This is a genomic window from Streptomyces sp. NPDC048734, from assembly GCF_043198675.1.
Classification (GTDB): domain Bacteria; phylum Actinomycetota; class Actinomycetes; order Streptomycetales; family Streptomycetaceae; genus Streptomyces.
This window is the reverse complement of the sequence record NZ_JBICUZ010000008.1, coordinates 203,922-229,319: the sequence shown is the minus strand read 5'-3', so window position 1 is coordinate 229,319 and position 25,398 is coordinate 203,922. Positions and strand designations below refer to the sequence as shown.

The window sequence follows — 25,398 nt, the reverse complement described above, 5'->3', positions numbered from 1 at the left end:
GGTCCGGAGAGTATCCCGGAGTTGGCGCCTTCCGGGCTAGGTGGGTTGCATTCGGAGCTAGGTGTGGAGCCCCCACCCGCCGTCAGACCATCTGTACTCGTGCAACCCTTCCCGTCCATATGTAACGAACCGCTTGCCTTTGTTCTTGATCGGAATTAGTTGCCGCTTGCCATCGATCAATACTGGAAGCTCCAGGTGCCATTCGTTGCGTCCGGAATGGGCGTTCACGAAAATGAGGAATTGTTCGGTCTCGCCGGGTGACAAAGTGAGGGTGAGAGGAGCAATTGGGGAGCCGCCGTCGTCGACCCACATCGTCGTTCCTATCCCGAGATCGACCTGGATTCTCCTTGGTGTAACAGCGGCGCCTCCAGTCGGGCAGCAAGCAATAAACCCCCTGGCTGGATCTTCGATGGGTTCCGAGTCGTAACGTAGCTTGGGGCACTCAATCACTATGGATGTGAGTTCACGTGCTGTGACAGTTACCTTCAAGGCAGTTTGGGAGGCCTCTGCCCCGCCTTGTGATTCTGCCCATGCTCGCCAATCAGTCGGATGCTCTGGAGGTCTACCGGCGGGTTGATTAGGGAGCCAGATGAAAGCTGGTACCCAGTTCGGGAACCCAGCCCATACGATAGATGGGTCTGTTTCTACGTGGACGGTCAACGCCTTAATTCGGGCAATCCGCCGAGAAATGGCGCTTAGTCTACTCGATAACGGGTAAAAAATTGCGGTGAAGATCAGTGTGAGCAGGACACTGACTATACTGATGAGTAGGTTGTTCACTCGCCCTCCTAAGGACCTTATGCGGTGATCGGGAGGCTATCAGCGCGGTCGGTGGAGCGGCTTTGGGCGGGAGCTGCCATGGGGCGAGTGATCATGGCCCCGTAAGCTTCCGGCGCGTCGGGCAGTCTGTGGACCTGCCCGCTAAGAAGTCATCTCATTTGGCGGCTTCGGTAGGCTATAGCTCGTGGGGATCGTTGAGCGGCTGGTGCCGGAAGAGTTGTGGGAATTGTTCCAGCGAGTGGTGCCAGAGGCTCCCTCGCGGCCTCAGGGCGGTGGCCGCCGCCGTCACGGTGACCGGGAGGTGTTGGCCGCGATCGTGTTCGTGGCCACGTCAGGCTGCACGTGGCAGCAACTGCCGTCCGCTTCGTTCGGACCGTCGGGGGCGACAGCTCACCGGCGCTTCACGGAGTGGTCGAAGGCCAGAGTGTGGGCCAAACTCCACCGCCTGGTCCTCGACGAGCTCGGCGCCCGCGGCGAGTTGGACTGGACCCGCTGTGCGATCGACTCAGTGAACATGCGGGCCCTGAAAAGGGGGACCTGACAGGTCCGAATCCTGTCGACCGGGGCAAGTACGGGTCGAAGATCCACCTCATCACGGAGCGGACCGGTCTGCCCCTGTCCGTCGGAATCTCGGGGGCAAACCTGCACGACAGCCAGGCCCTGATCCCTCTGGTGAAGGGCATACCGCCCATCCGCTCCCGCCGCGGACGTCGGCGGCGCAGGCCGGGCACACTCCATGCCGACAAGGGCTACGACTACTCCCACCTGCGGCGATGGTTACGGCAACGCGGCATCACTCACCGCATCGCCCGCAAGGGCATCGAGAGCTCGCAGCGACTGGGCCGCCACCGCTGGACCGTCGAACGCACCATGGCCTGGCTCGCCGGCTGCCGCCGCCTTCACCGGCGCTACGAGCGCAAGGCCGACCACTTCCTCGCCTGCACCCTCATCTGCTACCGCAGACTCGCCAAATGAGATGACCTCTAAAGCACGACGTTGGGGCCATGATCTTCGAGGCTCGCCCCATGGTGGCTGCCTAAAGCCGTGGAGCCGACCGCCCCAGCCACGACGTGTTCTGACCTCATGCCCGTGTGCCTGCCTCTTGGGCGGGCGCGGGCGGCCGGCGGTGCCGAGCGGGGCGGAGACATGAGCGCGGGCGCCGCCGGCCGCCCGCGCCCGCCCGGAGGAGCGAAGCGACGACGGGTGCTTGATGAAGTAGGGAAAGTCTTATCCCTCGGTCTGATGGCGCTCTCGTCGGTACTCATCGAACAGACTGAAGAACAGCTCAACCGGGGCCACGTTGGCCTCTCGGGCCTCGCGTTCGATCTCGACCGCCCAACCAAGGGAGCTGCGACGGCCGAGCCGCTGCCACAGCCACTCAGTGAAGGGGCCTTGAACGCCAGGGCTCCAGAAAGCGAAGTCTTCCTCGACGCCGTGCACGGCCATCGCGGCTCGGTAGCCGATGAGCATGGAATCCAAGTGTTGGAGGGAACCGCCGCGCAGCCACATACTGGGACGAAGGCGTACTTCATCGAGGAACTCATTGACGGTGGACAGCTCCGTGAGCTGCCTCGGTTGCCGACGTACGTTGTCCGCTTCTGTCATCGATTGAGCAGCCGCTTGCCGTCGTGGCTGCGTACGTGGGGGCCGTTGCCGTCCAAGGCGTCCAGGAGTCTGACTGCGTAGACCTCGGTCATGCGCTCGCTGACCTGGTCCGGAGTGAGCCAGGAAACGGCGGTGGACTCGCTGGAGGTGCGTTCCGTGCCGCCGGAGGGCTTGCAGCGGAAGACCAGGGCGACGACGCCTCGGGTCATGTTCTTGTAGACGCCGGTGAGTTCGTCCACCTCGACGTGGATGCCGGTCTCCTCCAGGACCTCACGGGCCACGCCGGCCTCCGGGGCCTCGTCGAGTTCGAGCACGCCGCCGGGGAGCTCCCAGGTCCCGTTGTCGGCTCGGCGGATCGCCAGGAGGCGGCCGTCTTCGCGCACTACCACTCCGGCTACGGACACGGAGTGCAGGGGGGACGGCCTTGCTTCCTGTGATTGACTCATGCAGAGGAGCATAGGAGGCAGGGAAGGGCTATGGGGACTGCGGCGGGAGGGGTAGGTTCCGGGCCTCGGTATGTGCAGATCGCGGACGAGATCGTGCAGCAGATCAGGGCGGGAGTTCTCAAGCCCGGTGACATGGTGCCGAGCGAGTCCGAGCTGGTGGAGCGCTACGGCGTGTCCGGCGGGACGATCCGTAAGGCCATGGTCGAGGTGCGGGCGAGCGGGCTGGTGGAGACCCGGCACGGCAAGGGCTCGATCGTGAAGAACCGGCCTCCGGTGCGGCACCGCTCCTCCGATCGCTTCCGGCGCTCGCTTCGGCAGGGTGGGCAGGCGGCCTACCTCGCGGAGTCCGCCCAGTCCGGCGCGACGGCGAAGGTGAGCGTCCTCTACATCGGCCCGACGGAGGCGCCCGAGGATGCTGCCGAGCGACTGGGCGTCCCCGCCGGCACGCAGGTGCTGGCTCGCCGGCGCCTGTACTTCCGTAACGGCACGCCGGTCGAGACCGCCACGTCCTACCTCCCCTGGGACGTCGTCAAGGACATCCCCGAGCTGTTCGCCGAGAACCCCGGCGGCGGTGGCATCTATGCCCGGCTGGAAGACCACGGGCATGAGTTCGCGGAGTTCGTCGAGACGCTGCAAGCTCGGCCGGCCTCGAAGGCGGAGGCGTCGGAGCTGGCGCTGAGCCCGGGGGCGCCGGTGGTCCACCTGATCCGGGAGGCTCGTACGACCGCGGGCCTGGTGGTGGAGGTGTGCGACACGCTCATGGCTGCTGACCAGTTCGTTTTCGAGTACCGGATCCCTGCGGGCGACTGACGCCCACTCAACCTCTCACAGCCCGTCGCGAGTTCTTCTTCGCGGCGGGTTGACTCATGTATAGGAGTCGGGCACTCTTCTTCCTGTCGCTCATGTACATGAGTGACGAAGTTCGGCATCTATAGAGGAGTGGTCTCTGTGCGTCAGATCCCCGTCGACACGTCCGGTGCGGTCGTGATGGTCGCCAAGTCCCCGCAGGTCAAGGTCCGCGACCGCCGTACCGGCGAGATCGCCACCGACACCGAGACCGGGGCGAGGCTGATGACGGTCGACGTGATGTTCGCGGCGAACGAGGAGGTGGAGATCCTGTCCATCACGGTCCCGGAGCCCGGGATCACCGGCGAACTGTCCATGGGCACGCCCGTCGCGCTCACCGGCCTGATCGCCCGGCCGTGGGAGAACGACTTCAACGGCCAGAAGCGGCACGGCATCGCGTTCCGCGCGGTCGCGGTCACCTCGCTCGCCGACGCTGCTGCCGGGCCCAAGGCGGCCTGATCGTGACCACGTTCACGGTCGCTCTGGTGCTGGTCGTCGCCGCCGTGGGTCTCCTGCGGCGGCGGCGCCCCGCCTGGTACTGGTTGACCTTCGGGGTCACGCTGGCCGTGGTGCGGGTCCTGGTCCGGTACGGCTCGGTCATGGACGCCTGCGGGCTGACCGTCCCGCCCGCCCGGTGGCGGCTGGCCCTCGCGCGGGCCACCAACCGGCCGATACCGGAGCCGCGTCCGCCGCGCATCCTGCGGTTACGGCCCACCCGGACCGGACTGGTCCTGCGGCTCAAGCTCCGTCCCGGACAGGACGCCTTCGACCTCGCCGCCGCCTCGGACCGGCTCCGCCACTCGTTCTCGATGTACGGCGTGACCTCGCGGGAACTGCGCTCCGGCGTCGTCGAGGTGCGAATGACCGGTTACGACGTGCTCAAGCGGGTGCGGATGCCGGCCGACCCTGACCCGCGGCCCATGCGGGTCCCGGTCGCGCTGCGCCAGGACGGCTCGGTGCACTACCGCGACTACCGGGCGATCCCTCATGCCCTCACCCTGGGCGCCACGGAATCCGGGAAGTCCGTCTACCAACGGAACCTGGTCGCCGGACTCGCCCCGATGGACGTCGCCCTCGTCGGCATCGACTGCAAGCAGGGGGTGGAACTGTTCCCTCTGGCCCGCCGGTTCTCCGCGCTGGCCGACGACCCCGACACCGCCGCCGAAGTGCTCGACGCGCTCGTGGTCCGGATGGAGCGCGTCTATCAACTCATCCGGTCACAGCAGCGGATCACCTCCGACGTGCCGGACGCGGAGATCGCCGCCGACATCTGGGACCTGCCCGACGACCTGCGCCCCGTGCCGGTCGTGATCCTGGTCGACGAGGTCGCCGAACTCGCCCTGTTTGCGAGCAAGGACGAGGAGAAACGCCGGGACCGCATCATCACCGCCCTGGTCCGTCTCGCCCAGCTCGGCCGCGCGGCCGGCATCTACCTCGAAATCTGCGGGCAGCGCTTCGGCTCCGAACTCGGCAAGGGCATCACCATGCTCCGCGCCCAGCTCACCGGCCGCACCGCCCACCGCGTGAACGACGAGGCATCCGCCAACATGGCCTTCGGCGACATCTCCCCGGACGCCGTCCTCGCCGCCATCCAGATCCCCGCCGAACTGCGCGGCCTCGCCATCGCGGGCGACTCCTCCGGCGGCTGGCACCGCATCCGTGCCCCGCACACCTCGCTGCGCCAGGCCGTGAACCTCTGCAACCGGTACGCCGACCGCACCCCGGTCCTGCCCGAACTGGCCCCCTTCCGGCCCACCCTTGCCGAGTCCGACGCCGCGCCCGTGCCGCTGGTCAAGGCCTCCTCGGTCACCGCCTGATCTCTTCCTGCTCCCCACGGTCGGCGTGACCGCCTTCGCGCCGAGTCCCTACCCCGCCATGCCCAAAGAAAGGAGGGCCCGCCATGTGCCCGGACTGCGAGGACTTCGCCCGGACCGTGCTGCTCCTGGGCCGACTCGCCCTGTACGCCGACATGGCCGGCGCCGACCTGGACTTCGTGGACGCCGTCAGCTCGTCCCTCGCCGTCTCGCTGCCCGAGCCGTCGCCCGGCATGTCCGCGGACGGCTACGACTCCGACGGCGACGCCACGTACCCGGACGACGTCTGATGAGCGCCCGTCGCGTCCTCCGGATCGACGCGGTCCTGATCCAAGCCGTGATCGCGGGCGCCCTGTCCTTCGCGCACCTGCACGACCTGGCTGCCGCCGCCGGACAGAACGGCTGGAAGGCGTGGGCCTACCCGGTTAGCGTCGACCTGCTCATGGTGGCTGCCTGGCGGCGGCTGCGCAGTGAGGGGCCATCCCGGCTGGCCTGGTGCTGGTTTGTCGTCGCGCTGTTCGCCTCGCTCGGCGCCAACATCGCCACCGCCGGGTTCCTCGACCTGGCCGACCCGCCCGCCCTGCTCCGCCTCGGCGTCGCCGGATGGCCCGCGCTCGCCTTCCTCGGCGGCACCCTCCTCGCCCACTCGCCGGCTCCGGACGGGGAAACGCAACCCGAGTCGGTGGAGCCGGAGCCCGCTCCGTCGGCACCCGTCGTGGACGCGGGGGAGAGCGTGCCTCCGGTCGAGCAGCCGGCCCCGGTCGCCGAACGCGCGTCGGCCACGGAACCCACATCCGACCCTGACGCGGCCCCCGTTCCTTCGACCCCCGTGCAGGCCACCGCACCTCCCGCTGCCACCGCGGCCCCTGCACATCCTGTCCCCGCCGTCCTCGTCGACCACGCCCGCAAGGTCGCCGCCGACTACCGCGACCGCACCGGCGCCCCGATCGACACCGACACCCTGCGCGCCCGCCTCGGCGTCCCGCCCCATCTCGCCGACGCCATCGCCGCCCAGCTCACCTGACCCGAAAGGAACGACCGATGACCTCCGACCCCGCCGACCTGACCGCCGCCGACTACCTCGACAGCGCCCGCGAGATGACCGCCGCAGACCGGCCCTACCTCGCCCATCTGCTCGCCGAGGAAGCCGCCCAGCGCGCCACCGACCCGGCCATCGCCGCCGGCATCCGCGCCAGCTTCCCCGACCCCACCACCCGGAAGGACTGACCGCCATGCCCGCCCGCGACCACTTCCACTCCGTGATGCGCATCGGCCCCGTGCAGATCGGCACCCACCGCGACCGCCACACCGCACACGCCGCCGTCTGCACCGCCGACGACTGCGGCTGGTCCGCCGACTACTCCAGCCGGTCCGCCGCCCAGCTCGCCGCCCGCACCCACCGCTGCCGCGTCCGCTAGGAGACACCCGTCATGCAGGTTCCGCTCTGGCTCGCGTTGCTCGTCGTCGGCTACCTCGGCGTCAAGCTCTTCCGCCCGCCCGCCTGGTTGATCGCCGTCGTCCTGCTCGGCGGCTTCCTCCTCGCCGACAGCGTCCTTGCGCCGGCCATCAACACCCTCGTGAAGTAGCCCACCGGAAAGAGGAGATCACCAATGCTCCGCCCGAAGATCCCCACCATGCCCACCCCCACCGGGCTCGTCACCCCGCCCGCCGTCGTCGAGCCGACCACCGTCGTCCAGCACCACCCGGCGCCCGCCCCCGTCCCTGCCCCGGCCGCGTTGAGCCGCCCGACGGTCCAGCTCACCCCCGGCGCGGTCCTCGCCCTCGTCGGCGCTGGCACCGCCGCCGTCCTGGTCGTCGGCGCCGTCCTGGTCTCGATGCTCCTGGCCGTCGCCATCACCGGCGCCTCGGTCGCCGTCTGCGCGGTCGTCCTGCGCTCCCTGCTCGTCTCCGACGCCAAACGCCGCTGACCGGCCCCCGGGCGGCCCTGATACCGCCAAGCATCCGCCGCCCGGGAGCCGTCCCCACCGATCGATCTCGCAACCGGAAGGAACCTCCAGCATGGCCCACCGGGCCTCACCCGCGACACCCAAGGTCACGACGTCCGCCTACCTGCTCGACCCGATCACCCTCGGAGACGTTCTCCGGGTGGCCTCGGCTGCCGACTACGCCCGCTGGGAGGACCAGATCCGCCGTACCGGCGGCTGCTCCGACCCGATCCACCTGACCGGCTGGACGCTCACCAAGGACAAGACCACCGGCGAGACGCTGCACCACTACTCCACCGAGAACGAACCGGGCGGACGCCTCCGCCTCGCCTGCGGCAACCGCCGGGCCTCCCGCTGCCCGTCCTGCGCCTGGACCTACGCGGGCGACACCTACCACCTCATCCGCGCCGGCCTCGCCGGGGACGACCGCCGCGACATCCCCGCCACCGTCCGCGATCACCCGCGCGTTTTCGCCACCCTCACCGCCCCCTCGTTCGGTCCGGTCCACAACCGGCCCGACCACGGCGGCCCCTGCCGCTGCGGCGACCGGCACGCGTCCGACGCCCCGGAGCTGGGCACCGCCCTCGACCCGGACGCCTACGACTACGCGGGCGCCGTCCTGTTCAACAACCACGCCGGACAGCTCTGGCAACGCTTCACCACCCGGCTCCGCCGCGAACTCGCCGCCCGCGGCGGCCTGTCCCGCCGGGAACTCGCCGACCATCTGCGCGTCTCGTACGGCAAGGTGGCCGAGTTCCAGAAGCGCGGGGCCCTGCACTTCCACGCCGTCGTACGCCTCGACGGCCCCGACGGACCCGGCGCACCGCCGCCCGCCTGGGCCACGCTCGACGTACTCACGGACGCGATACGGGCCGCCGTCGCGCACTCCTACACCTCGGTCTCCGTCCCGGCCGCCGCCGACCAACCCGCCCGGACGTTCCGATGGGGCCGACAGCTCGACGTCCGCCCGGTCAAGGCCTTCGGGGACGGCTCCGACATCACCGAACAGGCCGTCGCCTCCTACGTCGCCAAGTACGCCACCAAAGCCGCCGAGAACACCGGCACTCTCGACCGCCGCATCGGCGAACTCTCCGAACTCGACCGCCACGGCGTCCCCGACCACACCCGGCGGCTCATCACCGCCTGCCGCGACCTCGACGCCCTGTACCCGGACCGACGCCTCTGGGCCTGGGCGCACATGCTCGGCTTCCGCGGGCACTTCTCGTCCAAGTCGCGCGCCTACTCCACCACCCTCGGCGCTCTCCGCCAGGAACGCGCCGACTTCCGCGCCGCTCAAGAGGCGTCCGCCCTCGGCCTCGACGACCGCGAACCGGACACCGTCCTCGTCCTGACCGACTGGCAGTACGCCGGCCACGGCCACACCCCTGGCGAAGCCGCCCTCGCCGCCACCATCGCCCGCAACCTCCAGACCAACCGCGAGACCGCCCGCGACGCCCTGCGTGACAACTTCACCGAGGAGGGAACCGCAGCATGACCACCGCCACCGCCACCGCCGAACTCCTGACCGTGCCGGAGGTCATGGCCCGGCTCAAGCTTGGGCGTTCCAAGGTCTACGACCTCATCCGATCGCACCGCCTCGCCTCCATCAAGATCGACGGCGCCCGCCGCATCCCTGCCCACGCCGTCACGGACTTCGTCCTCGGCCAGATCGAGGAGGCTGCCTGATGGCCGGTCAGCGCAAGCGCAACCCGAACGGCGCCGGCACCATCACCAAGCGCAAGGACGGCCGCTTTCACTGCGCGGTCTACGTGCTCCAGCCGGACGGCACCCGCGCCCGCAAGTTCGCCTACGGCAAGACGTGGGCCGAGTGCGACGCCAAGCGTCGGGAACTGCTCGACAAGGTCGACCAGGGCGTGCCCGTCCCCACCAAGTCCGCCAAGCTCTCCGAGTGGCTGCCGTACTGGCTGGACAACGTCATCAAGCCCCGGCGCAAGCTCAGCACCTTCGACAAGTACGAGGCGCACGTCCGCCTCTACCTCGTGCCCCTCCTCGGCTCCAAGCGGCTCGAATCCCTCGGCGTCGCCGACGTCCGCCGCTTCCTCGTGCGCCTGGAGAAGGAGACGACCGCCGCAACCGCCAAGGAGTCGCACCGGGTTCTGCGCTCGGCGCTGACTTCCGCCTGTCGCGAGGAACTCATCACGCGCAACGTCGCCAAGCTCGTCGAGCCGCCGCGCACGGACAATCGGGAGTTGCAGCCCTGGAGCCTCGACGAGACGCTCGACTTCCTCGCCGCCTCTCGTAGGGATCCGCTCTACGCGGCCTTCGTCCTCGCCATCGCCATGGGCCTGCGGCGGGGCGAGATCATCGGTCTCCGCTGGTCCGACCTCGACCTCGACAACCGCGTCCTCCACGTCCGCCAGCAGACCCAGCGCCGTCGCGGCGTCCTCTACGACGACGATCCCAAGAGCCGGCGCCGGCGTATCGTCCCGCTGCCCGCGCTCTGCATCGCGCCCTTGCGCTGGCACCGGATGCGGCAGGCGGCGGCTCGGGCCAGGGCGGGGGAGACCTGGCAGGAGTCGGGCTACGTCTTCACCACCCGTACCGGTCGTCAGGTCGAGCCGCGGAACGTCTACCGCTCCTTCACCCGTGTCGCCGAGTCCGCCGGCCTTCGCGTCATCCGGCTGCACGACGCTCGCCACGGCACCGCCACCCTCCTCACGGCGGCCGGAGTCGCGCCCCGCGTCGTGATGGAGATTCTCGGGCACAGCCAGATCAGCATCACCATGGACGTGTACACGCACGTCGTGCAGGACACCCAGCGCGAGGCCATGAGCCACATGGACCGGTTGTTGAAGAGGCGTCCCGATTCGAGCTGACCGCCGTCATCCCCCATACGAGACACGGAGCCCCTGGACCATGACAGTCCCGGGGCTCCGTGGCCTTTCAGAGGTTGGTCTCGGGCCCTCCGTGCTCGACAAACGCGCGGGCGGCGACAAGGACCTCTTCCTTGAGCTGCTCCAGCGGAGTGCTCCAATCGGCGTTCCAGTCGTCCAGCTGGATGGCAAGCTCGACGATCGGCTGCAGGCGGTCGGGATAGTCGAGTTCCATCGCTGCTTCGCCCCATATGAGGTCGGCGCCGGTTGCCGGGTCCAAGGAACCGTCAACGATCTGAGCGGCCAACCAGGAGGCCAAGGCCCACTTGGCGGTGATCGGATCCGCAGGTGCCTCGAATCCCAACCCCAGCTCGTCCACGACGTGGTCGAACAACTCCTGTGCCTCATGCTCCTCACGGCGGCCCAGGCCGGCCAGGAGGGCAAGCGACGGGGAATCGACATCGGCCAGGAGAGCGTCGAGGCCGGCTTGGATCAGGCGGTCCGAGCCGACGTGACGTCCGAGTGCCCGAGCTCGTGCCAGCTGCCTCAACCGGTCGAGGCCCTCGTCCCTCGTCACGCCGGATGCACCCCGTTCCGCCCGCGTTGATGTCAAAACTGGATGTCAAAGGCCCCGGACCATGATCGGTCCGGGGCCTTTTCCCTGGTGCCCCCGGCAGGATTCGAACCTGCGACACCCGCTTTAGGAGAGCGGTGCTCTATCCCCTGAGCTACGAAGGCGTGGACCCGTGCGTGTGGGTCCAGGCGTCAGCGTACCGGAATCGGTTGGGGGTGTGGGGGTCAGGTCAGGGGGACGGGGGTGAAGCGGGAGGCCGTGTGGAGGTCGGTCTCGATGTGGGTGGCTGTGGTGGTCAGGGCGGGGAGGAGGGTGTCGAGGCAGTCCTGGGGCGTGCGGCGGGCGGTGTGGGTGGAGGTGGTGAGGGCGGCGACCGTGTGGCCGGTGCGGTCGTGGAGGGGGACGGCGAGGGTGCGGACGCCTTCCTCCAACTCCTCGTCGGCCAGGGCGTGGTCCTGGTTCGCCAGGAGGACGCGGCCCACCGCCGTGTCGGTCGTGGCCGGGACTCGCGCACCGACGCGGATGTCGACGCGCATGACGTGGCGGGCGGTCACCCGGGCCGTGTACTGGATCTCGTCGCCCGTTTCGGTGAGGGCCGCGAGGCAGGTCGTCTCCTGGATGCGGTCGGTCAGGGTTCGCAGGTGGGGTTCCGCGAGGCGGGGGAGGGGGGTCCCCGCGAGCGGGGGGAAGCCGAGGGAGAGGACTCGGGGGGAGAGGGTGAAGGTGCGGTCGGCGGCGTCGTGGGTCACCAGGTTCAGGTGTTCGTAGGTGATCAGGGCTCTGCGGGCCGTCGCCCTGGCCAGGCCCGTGGCCTTCGCCACCTCTGTCAGGGTCAGGGCCGCCCGGCCCTCCCCGAACGCCGTGAGCACGGTCAGGCCGCGGGCCAGGGATTCGATGAACTCGCGGCCCAGTTCCTGCTTCGACGCGCTCGTCCAGGTGGCCAGGCCCGTGGGCGGTGGGCCCGGTTCGGCGTACGGGGCCCGGCGCAGGTCCTCCTCCATCGCCGCAACGGCCCTACGGAGCCGGGGCAGGAGGGTGTCGCGCAGGTCGGCCGCCGTGTGCCGGCTGGTGTGGCTGACGACGTTGGCGACGCAGGCGAGGCGTCCCGTGCGGGGGGCCCGTACGGGCGCGGAGACCGCCACCAGGCCGGGTTCGATCAACTGGTCGTCCAGGGACCAGCCGTCCACGGCCGCCCGCTCGGTCCTGCGTACGAAGTCCTTGTCGTCGTCGTCCTCGTCCGGACGCGTGGGCGGGACCGGGGCCGGGACCGGAGGGACGGCGGGGAAGGTGCGGTCCTGGGGGTCCGCCGACCGGCGGGTGCGCCAGCGGGTCCAGTCCGCTTCGGTCCATTCGGTCGCGAACAGCGGCCCGGGGGCGGTGCGTTCGGCCGGGAGCAGGTCTCCGATGCGGAAGCTGAGGGACATCGCGCGGCGGCGGGTCGCCTGATGGATGAAACGGATGCCGTCGCGGTCGGCGACCGCGAGCGACACGGACTCGTCGAGTTCGTCGGCGAGGGCGTCGGCTCGCGATCCGAGGAGGACGGGCAGGCGCAGTGCGGCCAAGTAGGCGTTGCCGAGTTCCATCACCCGCGGGGTCAGGACCGCGTCCCGGCCGTCCATGCGGACGTACTCCATACGGGCCAGCGTCGCCACGATCCGGTCGACCGTGGAACGGGCCAGGCCGGTGGCGCGTTCCAGGGCGCTCGGGCTCGTCGTGCCGCCCGCCGCGGTCAGCGCCTCCAGGACGGCGACCCCGCGGATCAACGGCGTGACCGCCCCCTCCGGTACCCGGCTGCTGTCCGGGGCGGTGACGGTGGCGGCCGGGGTGGCGATCGGGGTGGGCGTCCTGGCGGGCATCGTCTCTCCGGTACGGCGGTGGCGGGTACGGCGGGCGGGGCGGTGGCGGGTACGGCGGTCGCGGGCGGGGCGGTGGATGGTGCGACGGTCGTACCCACGACCGTCGTGGGTACGGCGGTCGCGGCAGGTCGCCTACGCTAGCCGCGCCCCGGCACACCCGGCGTCCGGGACACCGGCCTCCACCGGCACGCCCGGCGCCCGGCGCCCGGCGCCCGGCGGTCGGCGAAGGCCGGTCACAGGCCCTGCAGCCGGCGGAAGGCCTGTCGCACGCCCTGCAGCAGGCGAAGGCCGGTCACACGTCCTCCGGCCGGCTACTTGCGGGTGATCCGCACCCGGTACGTCCCCTCCAGGTCCGCCGCCACCACGGAGACGCGCACCCCTCTCTCCGTGTCCTTGAACGTCTCGCCCGGCACGAGCGGCGCGTCGGACAGCTCGGCGTGGACGTTCGGGCTGCGGGTGCAGCCGCCGCTGTCGCGCTGGGAGTCGTGGACCGTGACCGGGCCCATGCCGGTGTCGATGTTTGCGTCGACCCGGTAGACGAGGACGCCGGGGCGGCACACGGCCTCGTCGTTGCCGCCGCGGGTGCGCAGTTCGACGGCGTACCCGGCGCGGCTGTTGAGCGGGACGAAGACCAGTTTGGGGCCGCCCCGTTCGGAGAGGGGGGTGAGTGCGTACTCCCTGGTGCCGGGGGCGGACGCGCAGCCGATCTGGTCGGCGTCCAGCCAGCCCAGCTTCCATTTGTGCCAGCCCAGGAAGTCGTTGTTGGCGCCCCAGTCCTCGCTCATGATGTCCCAGTGGCCGACCGCGCCGCCGCCCTCCTGGGTGTAGAGGTCGGGCAGGCCGAAGACGTGGCCGTTCTCGTGCGGCAGGACGCGGTAGCCGGTGCGGTCGTAGGAGCCGGAGCCGTCGTCCTGGCGCGAGTAGACGAAGGACGCGTTCGCGACGGGGACGCCGTCGGCGACCGGGGCCTCGTGATTGCCGGCGAACGTCACCGACAGGACGGTGTCCAGCGCGGAGGGGCCCGCGTTCGGGGTGACCAGCACGTTCAGGAAGTCGTACGCCCGGAAGTCGACGGTCGGGTCGGCGGCGGCCACGATGTCCTGGACCAGCTCGCGGTAGCCGGGATCGAAGGGCGCGCCGCGCTCTATGCCGTACGACCGGAACGGCTTGGGCATGCGCAGCCAGTCGGGTACGGGGGTCTCGGCGCGGTAGTCGAGACGGCCGTAGGACGCGGTGCTGAACCACTCCTGGGTCTGGGGGAAGAACTCGCGGAACCGGTCCTGCGCCTTGCCGCGGCCGGGCGCGTCCGAGAAGTCGATCATGAGGGTCAGGGCGCGGACGGTGCCCGTGGCGCGGGCGTAGCCGCCGGTCGTGGGGACGCCCTCGGACATCTGGACGGTGGATCCGGCGGTGATCAGGCAGGGAGCGAGGGCGGGGGTGCGGGCCAGCGAGATCGGACCCGCGCCGGCCGGGCTCGGGCGCGGCGCGAGGGGACCGGTGCCGGCCGAGGTGCTGACCGCGAAGGTCAGCGCGGTCACACAGGCGAGTCCGGCCGTGCGCCGCCGGCGTATGCGTCGGCGGAGCGGCTCCTGAGGCGTGCCGCGACGGCCTGCCCCGGGTCGCTCAGGCTGCGGCTGCATGCGGGAACCCTTCGCGCCAGGCAGCCGCAGGTCACCGGCTGCACCCTTTCGATCACCCTTGTCGGGAGCGGTCGGCGGCGCGCGCTGAAGCGGCCGATCGTGGGTTACCGGGGGGTAGGCGGGAGGCAGGAGGGTCTGTGACCCAGGTCACGTGAAAAGAATCGGCATCCGGGAAATAACCGGGGATCGTCTCCCCGTTTAGCCATGTGTCCGACCGAAACGGGGAGAGCTTCCCCGGATCGCGCGACAGCGGCGGCATCAGCAGTACGTCGCAGCGTCAGCGGCACCATCAGCGTCATCGGCACCACCGGCACCACCGGCACCATCAACGCCACCGGCACCATCGGCACCGGTGCCGACAGTGGCACCAGCACCATCGGTACCGGCAGCGGCATCGGCGCCGGCGGTACCGACAGCAGTACCGGCAGGCATTGCCCGTCACGTCATCGACCCGAGGAGTACGCCGTGCAGACCGCCACCGCCCCCGCGCAGCGCAAGGTGACCCGGCCGCGCGCCGACGCCCTGCGCAATCGGGAGCGGATCGTCACCGCCGCCCGCGAGCTGTTCGTCGAACTCGGCCCCGAGGTGCCGCTCGACGACATCGCCCGCCGGGCCGGTGTCGGCAACGCCACGGTGTACCGCAACTTCCCCGACCGGCAGGCGCTCGTCCGCGAGGTCGTCTGCTCCGTCATGGACCGTACCGCCCAGGCGGCCGCCCAGGCGCTCGCCGAGACGGGCGACGCCTTCGGCGCGCTGGAGCGCTTCGTGCACGTGGCCGCCGACGAACGAGTCAGCGCGCTGTGCCCGATGATCGCCAGCACGTTCGACGAGAACCACCCGGATCTCCTGGCTGCCCGCATGCGGGTCGAGCGGCTCGTCGAGGAGGTCATGGAGCGTGCCCGGCAGGCCGGTCAGCTCCGCGACGACGTCGGCTTCGGTGACCTGATGGTCACCGTGGCCCAGCTCAGCCGGCCCCCGGCGGGCACCGCCTGCCTCAACGCCGACCGCTTTCTCCACCGCCATCTCCAGGTGTTCCTGGACGGACTGCGGGCCCCGGCCCGGTCGGTCCTGCCGGGTACGGCCGTGACCATGGAGGACCTCCGCCAGGCCTGAGTCACCGCAAGCCACCGCGAGTTACCGCAAGCAGGCAACTGCAAGCCGCCGCGAGTCACCACAAGCAAGCCACCACAAGCAAGCCACTGCCAGCCACCGCAAGCCACTGCCAGCCACCGGAAACCATCCCGAGCCACCGGAAACGGCCACCGGCCCGCCGCCGACCGACTGATCGGCGCCGTCGGCCGACCGATCCCTCCCGCGACCGTCGCCGTCGACGAGCCGCCCTCTCGCTCCGCCCTTTTTCTTTCACCAAGTCATGACTTTTCCGTCACGAAGTTCCGAAGTGGGTACCTCCATGTCTGACACAGCCACCACGGCTCCGGGCGTCCGCCACGCGGACCCGGCCCGCTGGAGAGCGCTCGTGTTCATCGCGCTCGCCCAGCTGATGGTCGTCCTCGACGCGACCATCGTGAACATCGCGCTGCCCTCCGCCCAGCAGGACCTCGGGATCTCCGACGGCAACCGCCAGTGGGTCGTCACGGCCTACGCCCTCGCCTTCGGCGGTCTCCTCCTCTTCGGCGGCCGTATCGCCGACCTCTGGGGCCGCAAGCGCACCTTCGTCCTCGGCCTGGTGGGCTTCGCCGCCGCCTCGGCACTCGGTGGCGCGGCCACCAACGAGGCGATGCTGTTCGGCTCCCGCGCGCTCCAGGGCGCCTTCGGCGCGCTGCTCGCGCCTGCCGCGCTCTCCCTGCTCGCCGTGATGTTCACGGACGCCAAGGAGCGCGCCAAGGCGTTCGGCATCTACGGCGCCATCGCGGGCGGCGGCGGCGCGGTCGGCCTCATCCTCGGCGGTTTCCTCACCGAGTACCTGGACTGGCGCTGGACGTTCTTCGTGAACATCCCGTTCGCGGTCGTCGCCGCGGCCGGTGCCTACTTCGTCATCCGTGAGCCCGAGGGCGGCCGCAACCGCTCCCCGCTGGACGTCCCGGGCGTCGTCCTGTCGACCCTCGGCCTGGTGGCCCTGGTCTACGGCTTCACCCGCGCCGAGTCCGAGGGCTGGAGCGACGCCCTGACGATCGGCATGTTCGTCGCGTCCGTGGTGCTGCTGGCGGCCTTCGTGGCCGTCGAGGCGCGGGTCGCCTCCCCGCTGCTGCCGCTGCGCGTGATCACCGACCGCAACCGCGGCGGCATCTACCTCTCGCTGGGTCTCGCGATCATCGCGATGTTCGGCCTGTTCCTCTTCCTGACCTACTACCTCCAGATCGTGAAGGGATACACGCCGGTCAAGACCGGTTTCGCCTTCCTCCCGATGATCGTGGGCATGATCACGGGCTCGACCCAGATCGGTACCCGGCTGATGACCCGGGTCGCGCCCCGGCTGCTGATGGGCCCCGGCTTCCTGGTCGCCGCACTCGGCATGCTGCTGCTGACCCAGCTGGAGATCGGCTCCTCGTACGCGGCCCTGCTGCTGCCGGCGATGCTGCTGCTCGGCCTCGGCATGGGTACGGCGTTCATGCCGGCCATGTCCCTGGCCACCCAGGGTGTCGAGCCGCGGGACTCCGGTGTCGCCTCCGCGATGGTCAACACCTCGCAGCAGGTGGGCGGCGCGATCGGTACGGCGCTGCTGAACACGATCGCCGCCTCGGCCACGACCTCGTACGTCGCCGACCACATCGGCGACGCGGGCACCCGCTCCCAGCAGGAGCTGGTCCAGCTGGAGGGCCTGGTGAACGGCTACACCAGCGCGATCTGGTTCGCCGTCGGCATCCTGGTCGTCGCCGCCACGATCGCCCTGACCTTCGTCAACGCCGGCAAGCCGGACATGAGCGCGTTCACGGGCGCCGGCGAGGGCGCCGAGGAGGCCGTCCCGGTCCCGGTGGTCGCCCACTGACCTGACGTACCGCCCCGGCCGCGGCGGTCAGGGCCTGTCCGGCACGATCCGCCGGACAGGCCTCAGCGCAGCCAGGGCAGGTCGGCACCCGCTTCGTTCGGCTGGAGTCCCTCGGCGACGATCTGCATGATCTCGCCGAGGGACTTCTGCTGTTCCGGGGTGAGCCGGTCGAAGAGCGCGTTGCGTACGGCGGCCACGTGGCCCGGTGCCGCGCTCCCGAGGACGTCCAGGCCCTCGTCGGTCAGCACCGCGAACTGGCCGCGCTTGTCGGAGGGGCAGTCCTCGCGCCGTACCCAGCCGTTCTTCTCCAGGCGCGCGACGGCGTGCGAGAGACGGGAGCGGGTGATCTTGGCGTCCCTCGCGAGTTCGGTCATCCGCAGCCGGTGGTGGGGGGACTCGGCGAGCTTGACGAGGAGGCCGTAGTAGACGTGCGGCATCCCGGCGTCGCGTTGCAGCTGCCGGTCCATGTGGTCCTCGAGGAGGGTGGTGGCGTGCAGATACGAGCGCCAGATGCGCTGCTCCTCTGCGGTGAGCCACTGCGGCTCGGGAGCGGGTGCGGCTGCCTTCGTCATGCGTTCCACTCTACGGGCTCTATTCTTGAAAATTAAACAAGTGGGGTCTACAGTTACGTACGAACGGGAAATTTAGAGTTCAAGGAAATGTGGGCCCGTCCCGTCCGCACACGCCGAGCCGCCGAGGGAGTTGCCGCCATGTCCGCCGCCACCCAGGAGCGTGCCGTTCCGCGGGAGCGCATGCCCGCCCTGTATCTCAGCCACGGCGCCCCGCCCCTCGCGGACGACCCCGTCTGGCCCGGCCAGCTCGCCGCCTGGTCGGCCGGCCTGCCCCGCCCCAAGGCGATCCTCATGGTCTCCGCCCACTGGGAGGAGGCCCCCCTCGCCCTCGGCGCGGTCGAACCGGTCCCCCTGGTCTACGACTTCTGGGGCTTCCCCGAGCACTACTACCAGGTGCGCTACGACGCCCCGGGCGCGCCGGCGCTCGCCGAGAGCGTGCGCAAGCTGCTGAGCGCCCCCGGCGCCCCCGTGCAGGACATCCCCGACCGGGGCCTCGACCACGGCGCGTACGTCCCGCTCGTCGAGATGTTCCCGGCCGCCGACATCCCGGTCCTGCAGATCTCCATGCCGACCCTCGACCCCGTGAGGCTCATGGAGATCGGCCGCAGGCTCGCGCCCCTGCGCGACGAGGGGGTCCTCATCGTCGGCTCCGGGTTCTTCACCCACAACCTGGCCGCGCTGCGGCACACCGGCGGGGGAGTGCCCACCTGGTCCTCCGAGTTCGACGACTGGGGGCGGCGCGCCCTGGAGAACCGTGACTGGGACGCCCTGCTGGACTTCCTGCACAAGGCCCCGGCGGGCCGGTACGCCCACCCGCGCACCGAGCACTTCGCCCCGCTGTTCGTCACCATGGGCACCGCGGAGGTCTTCGGTGAACTGGACGCGCAGAAGTCGGTGATCGACGGGTTCTGGCTGGGGCTGGCGAAGCGGTCGGTGCAGTTCGGCTGACCCGCCCGCCCGTCGGCCCGCCCGTCCGTCGGCCCGCCCGTCCGTCGGCCCGCCCGTCCGTCGCCCCGCCCATCCGCTGACCTGTCTGCTCGCCTGCCTACCCGCCCGCCCGCCGACCCACCGGTCTGCCCGCCGGTCGCCCCGTCGGCTACAGGGGCTTCTCGTACCAGGCGACGTCCCAGTAGCGGCCGAACTTGCGGCCCACCTCGCGGTAGGTGCCCACGTGCCGGAAACCGAAGCGTTCGTGCAGCCGCACGGACGCTTCGTTGGGCTGGGCGACACCCGCGTACGCCCGGTGCAGGTCCTCGCCGGACAGGGCCTCGAAGAGCGCCTCGTACAGCAGCGTGCCGACGCCGCGGCCGCCCGCGTCCGGGCGGAGGTAGACCGTCACCTCGACGGAGGTCGCGTAGGCGGGCTTCGCGCGGAAGGGGCTGGAGGTGGCGTACCCCAGAATTTCCTGTGAGTGCGGGTCCGTGGCAACCATCAGCCGGTACGGGCCGTCTTCAGGGTGGGAGAGCAGCCAGGGGCGGCGCTCCTCCGGAGTGAAAACCACGGTGTCGAATGTGATCGGCGTCTCACGTATGTAGTGGTTGTAGAGGTCGGTGAGGGCTTCGAGGTCCTCCTCCATCCCCGGCCTGACCTGCGCCTCTGTACGTTCCGACCACATGCGTCCTCCTCCTGGGGCCGGACAGGGTACTGCATGATCAGAAAAATCGAGGGACGGGTGGGGAATTCTGTCCTGATTCCAGTCGTTGTATCCGTCGGATGCAGGGCACCCGAGGAGAGTCCCGAGAGAGTCCCGGGAGGACCCGAGTCGGTGCACCGGTGTCCACGGACCACCCGCTGACCCCACCATCGCAAGGGAGCACGCATGGCAACCCGTGCCGTCGCCCGTCGTCAGTCCGCCTCCGGCGAGACCGGCGCGGCAAGCAGCGCTCGCGTCCACGGCGGAGAGATCGCCGACCGCGATCTGGTCGGCATGTACCTCGACGAGATCGCGCGCACGCCTCTGCTCGACGCCGCCAAGGAAGTCGAGCTGTCGCAGATCATCGAGGCGGGTGTGTTCGCGCGGCAGGTCCTCGACGGATACGAGGAGTCCACGGCGGACGCCTCCCGTGAGGAGCTCGAGGCGCTCGTCGCCGAGGGAGAGCGCGCCAAGGACGTCTTCATCCGTTCCAACCTCCGGCTGGTCGTCGCGGTCGCCCGCCGCTACCCGCGCAGCGGCCTGCCCCTGCTGGACCTGGTCCAGGAGGGCAACGCCGGCCTGGTGCGCGCGGTCGAGAAGTTCGACTACCGCAAGGGCTTCAAGTTCTCCACGTACGCCACGTGGTGGATCCGCCAGGCCATCACGCGGTCCATAGCGGACCAGTCGCGCACGATCAGGCTGCCCGTCCACCTGGTGGAGGAGCTGGGCCGTATCCGCCGCGTACAGCGGGAGTTCAACCGCGAGCACGGCCGCGACCCGGAGCCCCTGGAGATCGCCACCGAGCTGGGTTCCACGCCGGAGCGCGTCACCGACGTGCTCGACTGGGCGCGCGACCCCGTCTCGCTGAACATGGCGGTCGACGACCAGGGCGAGACCCAGTTCGGCGACCTGCTCGAGGACACCTCGGCGGTCTCGCCGGAGCAGTCCGTCCTCACGCTGCTGCGCAGCGAGGAACTGGACGGCCTCATCGACCGCCTCGACCCGCGCACGGCCTCCATCATCAAGATGCGGTACGGCATCGAGGACGGCCGCGAGCGCACGCTGACCGAGGTCGGCAAGGAGCACGGTCTGACGCGCGAGCGGATCCGTCAGATCGAGAAGCACGCGCTGCTGGAACTGAAGAAGCTGGCCCGGGACACCGGGTTCGAGGCGGCGGCCTAGAGGGACGCCGCACCCGCGGGGGTTCGCGTCCGGGACGGTGTTCGTCCCGGGCCGGGGCCCCGGCGGGTGCGGAGCGTGCCACCGGCGGGTGGCGGAGCGTGCTACCGGCGGGTGGCGGAGCGTGCTACCGACAGGTGCACAGCCCGCCCACGGGCGTACGCGGGTGGCGGAAGTACGCGCAAACATGGCGCAGAAGGTCGCTTTCAACCGGTGGCGCCGGGGAAAAAGACTTCTGGGCGCGGGAGTTCGGGCGCAGAAGTGCGGACCGACCCACCGGACCCCGTAGCCCTACGGCGTCTGCGCAACCTCTCGTTTTCCGTGTCCGGTGACCTCTCGTGAACGACATGGGCGTCATGAGAGACGTCCACTGAGTCACGTCCAGCCACGTCCCGACGCACACCCCCCCGGCGCCGGGACTCTCCCGAGTCGGGCTTCGGCGCCTCCCCCCCGGCGCCGGAGCCCGACCCCTTTGGCGGAGCCCTGAAATCAGGGCACGGGCGGGAACCCTGACGTCCCGGACCGGGCCTCGGATTGCGGCCGCACACGGGAGGGGAGGGCCGCCGCGGCAGCGACGCGGCCACCCGGGGCGCGGCCGTGCGGACGTACCGGCATGCTGAAGGGCGGGGCACCCCGTACCTGAACTCCGGGGTGACCCGCCTGGATGGCAGATTGTGCCACATGGGCATAGCCTGCCGATGTGACAAGCTCCACCCCCGCACCGCCTCCCTCCTCCGCCACCCCACCGGCCCCGGCTTCGCTCACCGAGCGGCGCAAAGCGGCGACCAGGATGGAGATCGCCCGAGCGGCCGCCCGCCTCTTCGCCGCGCGCGGGCTCAGGGCCACCCGCGCCGAGGACATCGCCCAGGCGGCCGGCGTCGCACCGCGCACGTTCTACCGGTACTTCGCCACCAAGGAAGAGGCGGTCGCCCCGCTGTACGCGGCCGGCGCCCGGCGCTGGGTGGAAGCGGTGCGCGAGGCCCCGCCCCGCCTGTCCACGCCCGAGGCCCTGGAACACGCGGTACGGCAGACCCTCACGCCGGGCGTCGGCGTGTCGGCGGCGTCCTGGGAGTGGGTCCGCACCCTCATCCGCCTCGCCTCGACCAGCCCCGCCCTGGGCAAGGTCTGGGCCGAGGTCTGCCACACCTCGGAGGGCGCCCTGGAGGAGGTGCTCAGGGTGCGGGGCGCGGGGGACGGGGCCGGGCTCGACAACGTTGCCGAGCCCGCCGAGCCCGCCGAGCCCGCCGAGCCCGCCGAGCCCGCCGAGCCCGCCGCGTGCGCCGGGTCGGCCGAGTCCGCTGAGCCAGCTGAGTCCGCTGAGTCGGACGAGCCTGCCGCGCCCGCACAGCCTGTGGGTCCCACCGGGCCCACGGACCCTGCGGGGCCGATCGAGCCCGCCGAGCCGATCGAGCCCGCCGGGCGAGCCGAGCCCGCCGAGTTCGCCGGGTCGGCCGCGCCCAGCGGGCGGGCCGCGCCCGCCCCTCGCCGTCGCTTCGTCGCGGCGGTCGCATGTGCCGCGGTCCGTGTCGCCGTGGAGAGCTGGGCCGCGACCGACAGCTCCCCGAGCGGTCCGCGGGGCCCGGCGGAACTGGCCCTGCGGAACCTGGAAGCGGTGCGGGGGATGGAGTGGGGGAGCGGCGCCGGCGCCTCCGGCTGACCGGCACCTCCGGCTGACCGTTCCCACCGGGTTCCGCGGCCGTGCCGGGTTCCGCGGCCCCACGGGCGTTCCCTGCCGCCAGGGTCGCCTCCGCTCCGGCCCCCGCTGCCGGTTGCGCTCAGGCCCCCGCTGCCGCCTGCGTTCCGGCCCCCGCTCCCGCCCGCCCCAGCCGCCTCCCCAACTCCTGCACGCACTGCACCAGTTCGCTCGGGGAGTGGACCGTGAACTCGTGGCCCAGCACGGCCAGGCGGACCGCCAGCCATTCCACGGGATCGCCGGTGACGGACCGCAGGCGGCAGCCTCCGGGGGTCGGCTCCGGGCGTTCGAGCCAGGCCGGGAGCTGTGCGGCGACGGTCTCCGCCGGGGCCTGGAAGGTGACCTCGAACTCGTACGTCTCCCCGTGGCGTTGGATCGACCGGCGCAGGTATTCCGCCGCGTCCCCCTGCGGTACCTCGCGCGGGGCGAACCGGGTACCCGTGGCGAAGGGCTCGCCCACCCGGTCGACGCGGAAGGTGCGCCAGTCGTCGCGTTCGAGGTCGTAGGCGACGAGGTACCAGCGGCGGCCCGTCGAGACCAGGCGGTACGGCTCGGTCAGGCGGCGCGACCCGGTGCCGTCCTTCGCGCGGTAGGCGAACCGCAGCCGCTCGTGTCCGGCCACCGCCGAGGCGATGACGGTCAGCGTCTCGGGCGCGATGCTGGCCCCGTCCCCGCTGGTCAGCGGGGTGGTCGCGGCCTGGAGGGTGGAGACCCGGCGGCGCAGCCGGGCCGGCAGTACCTGCTCCAGTTTCGCCAGGGCCCGCACCGACGCCTCGTCCACCCCCTCCAGCGCGTGTCCGGCACCCGCCCGCAGGCCGACCGCGATCGCCACCGCCTCCTCGTCGTCGAGGACGAGCGGGGGCATCGCCTTGCCCGCGACCAGCCGGTATCCGCCGTCGGAGCCCTTGGTCGCCTGGACGGGGTAGCCCAGTTCCCGCAGCCGGTCGATGTCCCGCCGGACCGTGCGGCGGGACACCCGGAGCCGGTCGGCGAGTTCGCCGCCGGGCCATTCGCGGGGCGTCTGGAGCAGGGAGAGGAGTTGCAGCAGCCGAGCCGGGGTGTCCGTCGTCATGCGTCGAGGATGCCGTACCACTAGGACACGTTCTGGCCTACTGGCTCCCTAGTGTCCTCGCATGACCTCCAACGAGACCAAGTTCTCCGCCGGTTCCGGCCCGGCCGAGCGCCCCGCAGGAGCCGATGTCCGGGCGGCCGGGGACGTGGCCGACCGCCGCCGGTGGTTCGCTCTGGCGATCGTGATGACCGCGGCCTTCATGGACCTCGTCGACGTCACGATCGTCAACATCGCCATCCCGTCCATGCAGCGCGACGCGGGCGCCTCCGACAGCCAGATCCAGTGGATCACCGCCGGTTACGCGCTCGCCTTCGCCGCCGGCCTCATCACCGGCGGCCGCCTGGGCGACATCCACGGCCGCAAGCGGGTGTTCCTCCTCGGCATCGGCGGCTTCACCCTCGCCTCCGCCCTGTGCGGCTTCGCCGCGAACCCGGAGATGCTCGTCGCCTCCCGGCTCCTCCAGGGCGCCATGGCGGCGCTGATGGTCCCGCAGGTGCTGTCGATCGTGCACGCCACCTTCCCGGCGCACGAACGCGGCAAGGTCTTCGGACTCTTCGGGGCGATCGTCGGCCTGGGCGCGGTCTCCGGACCGCTGCTGGGCGCACTACTGACGGAGTGGAACCTGTTCGGACTGGAGTGGCGGCCGATCTTCCTCATCAACCTGCCGGTCGGCGTCGCGGCCCTGATCCTGGGCGGTCGCTTCATCACCGAGTCGCGGGCGCCGAAGGCGCTCAAGCTCGACCTGGTCGGCGTCGCGCTGGTGACGCTCGGTCTGCTGATGCTGCTCTACCCGCTGACCCGCGGCCGTGAGCTGGGCTGGCCGCTGTGGGGGCACCTGTCGATGGCCGGCGCGTTCGTCGTCTTCGGCGCGCTGGTGGCGTACGAGCGGCGCAAGGGCGCGCGGGACGGCTCGCCGCTGATCGAGCTGTCCCTCTTCCGGGTCAAGAGCTTCGCCGCCGGCATCGCCGTGCAGACGGTCTTCGGCGTCAGCCTCGGCATCTTCTTCCTGGTCTGGACGCTGTACCTCCAGATCGGCCTCGGCTGGAGCGAACTGCGCGCCGGTCTGACGGGCATCCCGTTCTCCCTCGCGGTGTCGACGGCCGCCGGTCTCTCCGTGCAGAAGCTGGTCCCCCGCTTCGGCCGCAAGGTGCTCCAGGCGGGCGCGCTGACCATGGGGGCGGGCGTGCTCCTCTACCTGTGGGAGTCCGGGCGCCACGGCCTCGGCATCGCCCCGTGGCAGATGATCCTCCCGCTCACGGTGATGGGCGCCGGCATGGGGCTGATCGTCGCCCCGCTGACCGACGCGGTGCTGTCCGAAGTGCCGCGCGAGCACGCCGGGTCGGCGTCCGGCCTGATCAACACCGTGCAGCAGATGGGCAACGCGCTCGGCCTCGGCCTGGTGTCCGTCGTCTTCTTCGGCCGGATCGGCGACCGGCTGGCCCCCGCCGACATCGGCCCGGAGTTCGTGGCCGCCTTCCGGTACGCGCTGGGCTGGGTGGCCGCCGTGATGGGCGTGATCTTCCTGCTGATGTTCGCCCTGCCGAAGCGGCCCGCCCAGCACGTGGAGGGCGCGGGGGAGACGGGGCTGCCGGTGACCGGGAAGGAGCCGGAACTCGTGTCCTGAGGGGCGGAGGGTCCGGAACGGCCGGGACGGTACCGGAACGGTCGGGACGGTACCGGAACCGGCCGGGGCGGGACCCGGCCGGCCGGGAAGGGCCTGGCACCCGTGAGGGTGCCGGGCCCTTCGCTCGTGTCCGGGCGCCCGCGGGTGCAGGTGAGTGAGCGCGCGCTGGTGCCTGCGGGCGCCCGCGGGTGCAGGTGAGCTCACGCGGGTGCACCCGGGGCGTGATCGGGCGACACCGGAAGTCCGTTCATGCCCGAATGGCATCCGAATCTGTTTACTTTCCGGAAATCTGGGCGTAGCCTCCGGGTGAAACCACAAATTCGGGCATGAACCCGGG

General features: G+C 70.9%; 26 protein-coding genes, 1 tRNA gene and 1 pseudogene. 19 read left to right on the top strand and 9 right to left on the bottom strand.

Annotated elements, in window-relative coordinates:
- Window positions 1-970: 970 nt before the first annotated feature.
- Window positions 971-1,755, top strand: a protein-coding gene (locus ACGFQC_RS22495) for an IS5 family transposase (RefSeq protein WP_363086920.1) whose coding sequence is annotated in 2 segments (ribosomal slippage) — window positions 971-1,310 and window positions 1,310-1,755 — 786 coding nt in all. Because the reading frame shifts where the segments join, the coding sequence is not laid out codon by codon here.
- A 252-nt stretch (window positions 1,756-2,007) separates the two neighbouring features.
- Here the strand turns inward: ACGFQC_RS22495 and ACGFQC_RS22490 are convergent.
- Together ACGFQC_RS22490 and ACGFQC_RS22485 are read right to left on the bottom strand one after the other, a co-directional pair.
- Window positions 2,008-2,385 (bottom strand): hypothetical protein, encoded by a 378-nt coding sequence (locus ACGFQC_RS22490; protein WP_363086665.1) that lies wholly within the window; start codon window positions 2,383-2,385, stop codon window positions 2,008-2,010.
- Entirely contained in the window at window positions 2,382-2,843 is a 462-nt protein-coding gene (locus ACGFQC_RS22485; RefSeq protein WP_363086664.1) for an NUDIX domain-containing protein, read from the bottom strand. Before ACGFQC_RS22485 ends, ACGFQC_RS22490 begins: the two co-directional genes overlap by 4 nt.
- An 18-nt stretch (window positions 2,844-2,861) precedes the next feature.
- Between ACGFQC_RS22485 and ACGFQC_RS22480 the strand changes: the two genes are divergently transcribed.
- The 12 genes from ACGFQC_RS22480 (at window position 2,862) to ACGFQC_RS22425 (ending at window position 10,274) form a co-directional block, all read left to right on the top strand.
- Entirely contained in the window at window positions 2,862-3,641 is a 780-nt protein-coding gene (locus tag ACGFQC_RS22480; protein WP_363086663.1) for a GntR family transcriptional regulator, read from the top strand.
- A gap of 138 nt (window positions 3,642-3,779) precedes the next feature.
- Window positions 3,780-4,136, top strand: a complete 357-nt coding sequence (locus ACGFQC_RS22475; RefSeq protein ID WP_355908542.1) for a hypothetical protein — start codon at window positions 3,780-3,782, stop codon at window positions 4,134-4,136.
- 2 nt (window positions 4,137-4,138) lie between these two features.
- Window positions 4,139-5,494 (top strand): FtsK/SpoIIIE domain-containing protein, encoded by a 1,356-nt coding sequence (locus ACGFQC_RS22470; RefSeq protein WP_363086662.1) that lies wholly within the window; start codon window positions 4,139-4,141, stop codon window positions 5,492-5,494.
- Window positions 5,495-5,577: 83 nt separating this feature from the next.
- A complete protein-coding gene (locus tag ACGFQC_RS22465) occupies window positions 5,578-5,781 on the top strand; it encodes a hypothetical protein (RefSeq protein ID WP_363086661.1) in 204 nt (67 codons plus the stop codon).
- The gene (locus ACGFQC_RS22460) at window positions 5,781-6,515 is read left to right on the top strand and encodes a DUF2637 domain-containing protein (RefSeq protein ID WP_363086660.1); all 735 of its coding nucleotides are present in this window, start codon (window positions 5,781-5,783) and stop codon (window positions 6,513-6,515) included. The genes ACGFQC_RS22465 and ACGFQC_RS22460 overlap by 1 nt, the downstream gene beginning before the upstream one ends.
- A gap of 17 nt (window positions 6,516-6,532) precedes the next feature.
- Window positions 6,533-6,718 carry a hypothetical protein gene (locus ACGFQC_RS22455; RefSeq protein WP_363086659.1) on the top strand — a complete coding sequence of 62 codons (186 nt, stop codon included), beginning with the start codon at window positions 6,533-6,535 and terminating at the stop codon, window positions 6,716-6,718.
- Between the two features lie 5 nt (window positions 6,719-6,723).
- Entirely contained in the window at window positions 6,724-6,909 is a 186-nt protein-coding gene (locus ACGFQC_RS22450; protein ID WP_363086658.1) for a mobile element transfer protein, read from the top strand.
- 12 nt (window positions 6,910-6,921) lie between these two features.
- Window positions 6,922-7,077 carry a hypothetical protein gene (locus tag ACGFQC_RS22445; protein ID WP_290012555.1) on the top strand — a complete coding sequence of 52 codons (156 nt, stop codon included), beginning with the start codon at window positions 6,922-6,924 and terminating at the stop codon, window positions 7,075-7,077.
- A gap of 24 nt (window positions 7,078-7,101) precedes the next feature.
- Window positions 7,102-7,419, top strand: a complete 318-nt coding sequence (locus ACGFQC_RS22440) for a SpdD-like protein (RefSeq protein ID WP_363086657.1) — start codon at window positions 7,102-7,104, stop codon at window positions 7,417-7,419.
- A gap of 91 nt (window positions 7,420-7,510) precedes the next feature.
- Window positions 7,511-8,932: a replication initiator protein RepSA gene (repSA, locus tag ACGFQC_RS22435; protein ID WP_363086656.1), complete on the top strand. Its 1,422-nt coding sequence runs from the start codon at window positions 7,511-7,513 to the stop codon at window positions 8,930-8,932.
- Entirely contained in the window at window positions 8,929-9,123 is a 195-nt protein-coding gene (locus tag ACGFQC_RS22430) for a helix-turn-helix domain-containing protein (RefSeq protein WP_290012560.1), read from the top strand. The genes repSA and ACGFQC_RS22430 overlap by 4 nt, the downstream gene beginning before the upstream one ends.
- Window positions 9,123-10,274, top strand: coding sequence for a site-specific integrase (locus ACGFQC_RS22425; RefSeq protein ID WP_363086655.1), 1,152 nt, complete (start codon window positions 9,123-9,125; stop codon window positions 10,272-10,274). Before ACGFQC_RS22430 ends, ACGFQC_RS22425 begins: the two co-directional genes overlap by 1 nt.
- Window positions 10,275-10,341: 67 nt before the next feature.
- Here ACGFQC_RS22425 and ACGFQC_RS22420 read toward each other — a convergent pair whose 3' ends face one another.
- The 4 genes from ACGFQC_RS22420 to ACGFQC_RS22405 all read right to left on the bottom strand — a co-directional run bounded on the left by ACGFQC_RS22420 (window position 10,342) and on the right by ACGFQC_RS22405 (window position 14,341).
- Window positions 10,342-10,848 carry a hypothetical protein gene (locus ACGFQC_RS22420; protein ID WP_363086654.1) on the bottom strand — a complete coding sequence of 169 codons (507 nt, stop codon included), beginning with the start codon at window positions 10,846-10,848 and terminating at the stop codon, window positions 10,342-10,344.
- Window positions 10,849-10,933: 85 nt separating this feature from the next.
- Window positions 10,934-11,009, bottom strand: a tRNA-Arg gene (locus tag ACGFQC_RS22415).
- 60 nt (window positions 11,010-11,069) lie between these two features.
- Window positions 11,070-12,701, bottom strand: coding sequence for a helix-turn-helix domain-containing protein (locus ACGFQC_RS22410; protein ID WP_363086653.1), 1,632 nt, complete (start codon window positions 12,699-12,701; stop codon window positions 11,070-11,072).
- A 311-nt stretch (window positions 12,702-13,012) separates the two neighbouring features.
- Window positions 13,013-14,341, bottom strand: a complete 1,329-nt coding sequence (locus tag ACGFQC_RS22405) for a M6 family metalloprotease domain-containing protein (RefSeq protein ID WP_363086652.1) — start codon at window positions 14,339-14,341, stop codon at window positions 13,013-13,015.
- Window positions 14,342-14,806: 465 nt separating this feature from the next.
- Here ACGFQC_RS22405 and ACGFQC_RS22400 point away from each other — a divergent pair, with 465 nt between their 5' ends.
- Both ACGFQC_RS22400 and ACGFQC_RS22395 read left to right on the top strand, forming a co-directional pair.
- Window positions 14,807-15,454: a helix-turn-helix domain-containing protein gene (locus ACGFQC_RS22400; protein ID WP_363086919.1), complete on the top strand. Its 648-nt coding sequence runs from the start codon at window positions 14,807-14,809 to the stop codon at window positions 15,452-15,454.
- Window positions 15,455-15,752: 298 nt separating this feature from the next.
- Window positions 15,753-17,288 (top strand): MFS transporter, encoded by a 1,536-nt coding sequence (locus ACGFQC_RS22395; protein ID WP_363086651.1) that lies wholly within the window; start codon window positions 15,753-15,755, stop codon window positions 17,286-17,288.
- Between the two features lie 62 nt (window positions 17,289-17,350).
- Here the strand turns inward: ACGFQC_RS22395 and ACGFQC_RS22390 are convergent, their stop codons facing one another.
- Window positions 17,351-17,860, bottom strand: coding sequence for a MarR family transcriptional regulator (locus tag ACGFQC_RS22390; RefSeq protein WP_363086650.1), 510 nt, complete (start codon window positions 17,858-17,860; stop codon window positions 17,351-17,353).
- Window positions 17,861-17,998: 138 nt separating this feature from the next.
- Here ACGFQC_RS22390 and ACGFQC_RS22385 point away from each other — a divergent pair, with 138 nt between their 5' ends.
- The gene (locus ACGFQC_RS22385; RefSeq protein WP_363086649.1) at window positions 17,999-18,808 is read left to right on the top strand and encodes a class III extradiol ring-cleavage dioxygenase; all 810 of its coding nucleotides are present in this window, start codon (window positions 17,999-18,001) and stop codon (window positions 18,806-18,808) included.
- Window positions 18,809-18,956: 148 nt separating this feature from the next.
- Here ACGFQC_RS22385 and ACGFQC_RS22380 read toward each other — a convergent pair whose 3' ends face one another.
- Window positions 18,957-19,475: an N-acetyltransferase family protein gene (locus tag ACGFQC_RS22380; RefSeq protein WP_363086648.1), complete on the bottom strand. Its 519-nt coding sequence runs from the start codon at window positions 19,473-19,475 to the stop codon at window positions 18,957-18,959.
- 204 nt (window positions 19,476-19,679) lie between these two features.
- On the opposite strand from ACGFQC_RS22380, the gene ACGFQC_RS22375 reads away from it, so the two are divergent.
- Window positions 19,680-20,675, top strand: coding sequence for a sigma-70 family RNA polymerase sigma factor (locus tag ACGFQC_RS22375; RefSeq protein ID WP_363086647.1), 996 nt, complete (start codon window positions 19,680-19,682; stop codon window positions 20,673-20,675).
- A gap of 787 nt (window positions 20,676-21,462) precedes the next feature.
- Window positions 21,463-21,891, top strand: a pseudogene (locus ACGFQC_RS22370) (TetR/AcrR family transcriptional regulator); the annotation flags it as partial.
- 556 nt (window positions 21,892-22,447) lie between these two features.
- Here the strand turns inward: ACGFQC_RS22370 and ACGFQC_RS22365 are convergent.
- Window positions 22,448-23,437: a YafY family protein gene (locus ACGFQC_RS22365; RefSeq protein ID WP_363086646.1), complete on the bottom strand. Its 990-nt coding sequence runs from the start codon at window positions 23,435-23,437 to the stop codon at window positions 22,448-22,450.
- Window positions 23,438-23,498: 61 nt separating this feature from the next.
- Here ACGFQC_RS22365 and ACGFQC_RS22360 point away from each other — a divergent pair, with 61 nt between their 5' ends.
- A complete protein-coding gene (locus ACGFQC_RS22360; protein WP_393288546.1) occupies window positions 23,499-25,061 on the top strand; it encodes an MFS transporter in 1,563 nt (520 codons plus the stop codon).
- Window positions 25,062-25,398: the final 337 nt, after the last annotated feature.

What these genes read in the sequence shown, in the direction of transcription:
- ACGFQC_RS22360 (WP_393288546.1), top strand. Translation starts at nt 23,499, where the DNA reads ATGACCTCCAACGAGACCAAGTTCTCCGCCGGTTCCGGCCCGGCCGAG.
- ACGFQC_RS22450 (WP_363086658.1), top strand. Translation starts at nt 6,724, where the DNA reads ATGCCCGCCCGCGACCACTTCCACTCCGTGATGCGCATCGGCCCCGTG.
- ACGFQC_RS22405 (WP_363086652.1), bottom strand. Translation starts at nt 14,341, where the DNA reads ATGCAGCCGCAGCCTGAGCGACCCGGGGCAGGCCGTCGCGGCACGCCT.
- ACGFQC_RS22445 (WP_290012555.1), top strand. Translation starts at nt 6,922, where the DNA reads ATGCAGGTTCCGCTCTGGCTCGCGTTGCTCGTCGTCGGCTACCTCGGC.
- ACGFQC_RS22410 (WP_363086653.1), bottom strand. Translation starts at nt 12,701, where the DNA reads ATGCCCGCCAGGACGCCCACCCCGATCGCCACCCCGGCCGCCACCGTC.
- ACGFQC_RS22485 (WP_363086664.1), bottom strand. Translation starts at nt 2,843, where the DNA reads ATGCTCCTCTGCATGAGTCAATCACAGGAAGCAAGGCCGTCCCCCCTG.
- ACGFQC_RS22430 (WP_290012560.1), top strand. Translation starts at nt 8,929, where the DNA reads ATGACCACCGCCACCGCCACCGCCGAACTCCTGACCGTGCCGGAGGTC.
- ACGFQC_RS22390 (WP_363086650.1), bottom strand. Translation starts at nt 17,860, where the DNA reads ATGACGAAGGCAGCCGCACCCGCTCCCGAGCCGCAGTGGCTCACCGCA.
- ACGFQC_RS22425 (WP_363086655.1), top strand. Translation starts at nt 9,123, where the DNA reads ATGGCCGGTCAGCGCAAGCGCAACCCGAACGGCGCCGGCACCATCACC.
- ACGFQC_RS22385 (WP_363086649.1), top strand. Translation starts at nt 17,999, where the DNA reads ATGTCCGCCGCCACCCAGGAGCGTGCCGTTCCGCGGGAGCGCATGCCC.
- ACGFQC_RS22480 (WP_363086663.1), top strand. Translation starts at nt 2,862, where the DNA reads ATGGGGACTGCGGCGGGAGGGGTAGGTTCCGGGCCTCGGTATGTGCAG.
- ACGFQC_RS22455 (WP_363086659.1), top strand. Translation starts at nt 6,533, where the DNA reads ATGACCTCCGACCCCGCCGACCTGACCGCCGCCGACTACCTCGACAGC.
- ACGFQC_RS22380 (WP_363086648.1), bottom strand. Translation starts at nt 19,475, where the DNA reads ATGTGGTCGGAACGTACAGAGGCGCAGGTCAGGCCGGGGATGGAGGAG.
- ACGFQC_RS22465 (WP_363086661.1), top strand. Translation starts at nt 5,578, where the DNA reads ATGTGCCCGGACTGCGAGGACTTCGCCCGGACCGTGCTGCTCCTGGGC.
- ACGFQC_RS22460 (WP_363086660.1), top strand. Translation starts at nt 5,781, where the DNA reads ATGAGCGCCCGTCGCGTCCTCCGGATCGACGCGGTCCTGATCCAAGCC.
- ACGFQC_RS22440 (WP_363086657.1), top strand. Translation starts at nt 7,102, where the DNA reads ATGCTCCGCCCGAAGATCCCCACCATGCCCACCCCCACCGGGCTCGTC.
- ACGFQC_RS22395 (WP_363086651.1), top strand. Translation starts at nt 15,753, where the DNA reads ATGTCTGACACAGCCACCACGGCTCCGGGCGTCCGCCACGCGGACCCG.
- repSA (WP_363086656.1), top strand. Translation starts at nt 7,511, where the DNA reads ATGGCCCACCGGGCCTCACCCGCGACACCCAAGGTCACGACGTCCGCC.
- ACGFQC_RS22375 (WP_363086647.1), top strand. Translation starts at nt 19,680, where the DNA reads ATGGCAACCCGTGCCGTCGCCCGTCGTCAGTCCGCCTCCGGCGAGACC.
- ACGFQC_RS22365 (WP_363086646.1), bottom strand. Translation starts at nt 23,437, where the DNA reads ATGACGACGGACACCCCGGCTCGGCTGCTGCAACTCCTCTCCCTGCTC.
- ACGFQC_RS22490 (WP_363086665.1), bottom strand. Translation starts at nt 2,385, where the DNA reads ATGACAGAAGCGGACAACGTACGTCGGCAACCGAGGCAGCTCACGGAG.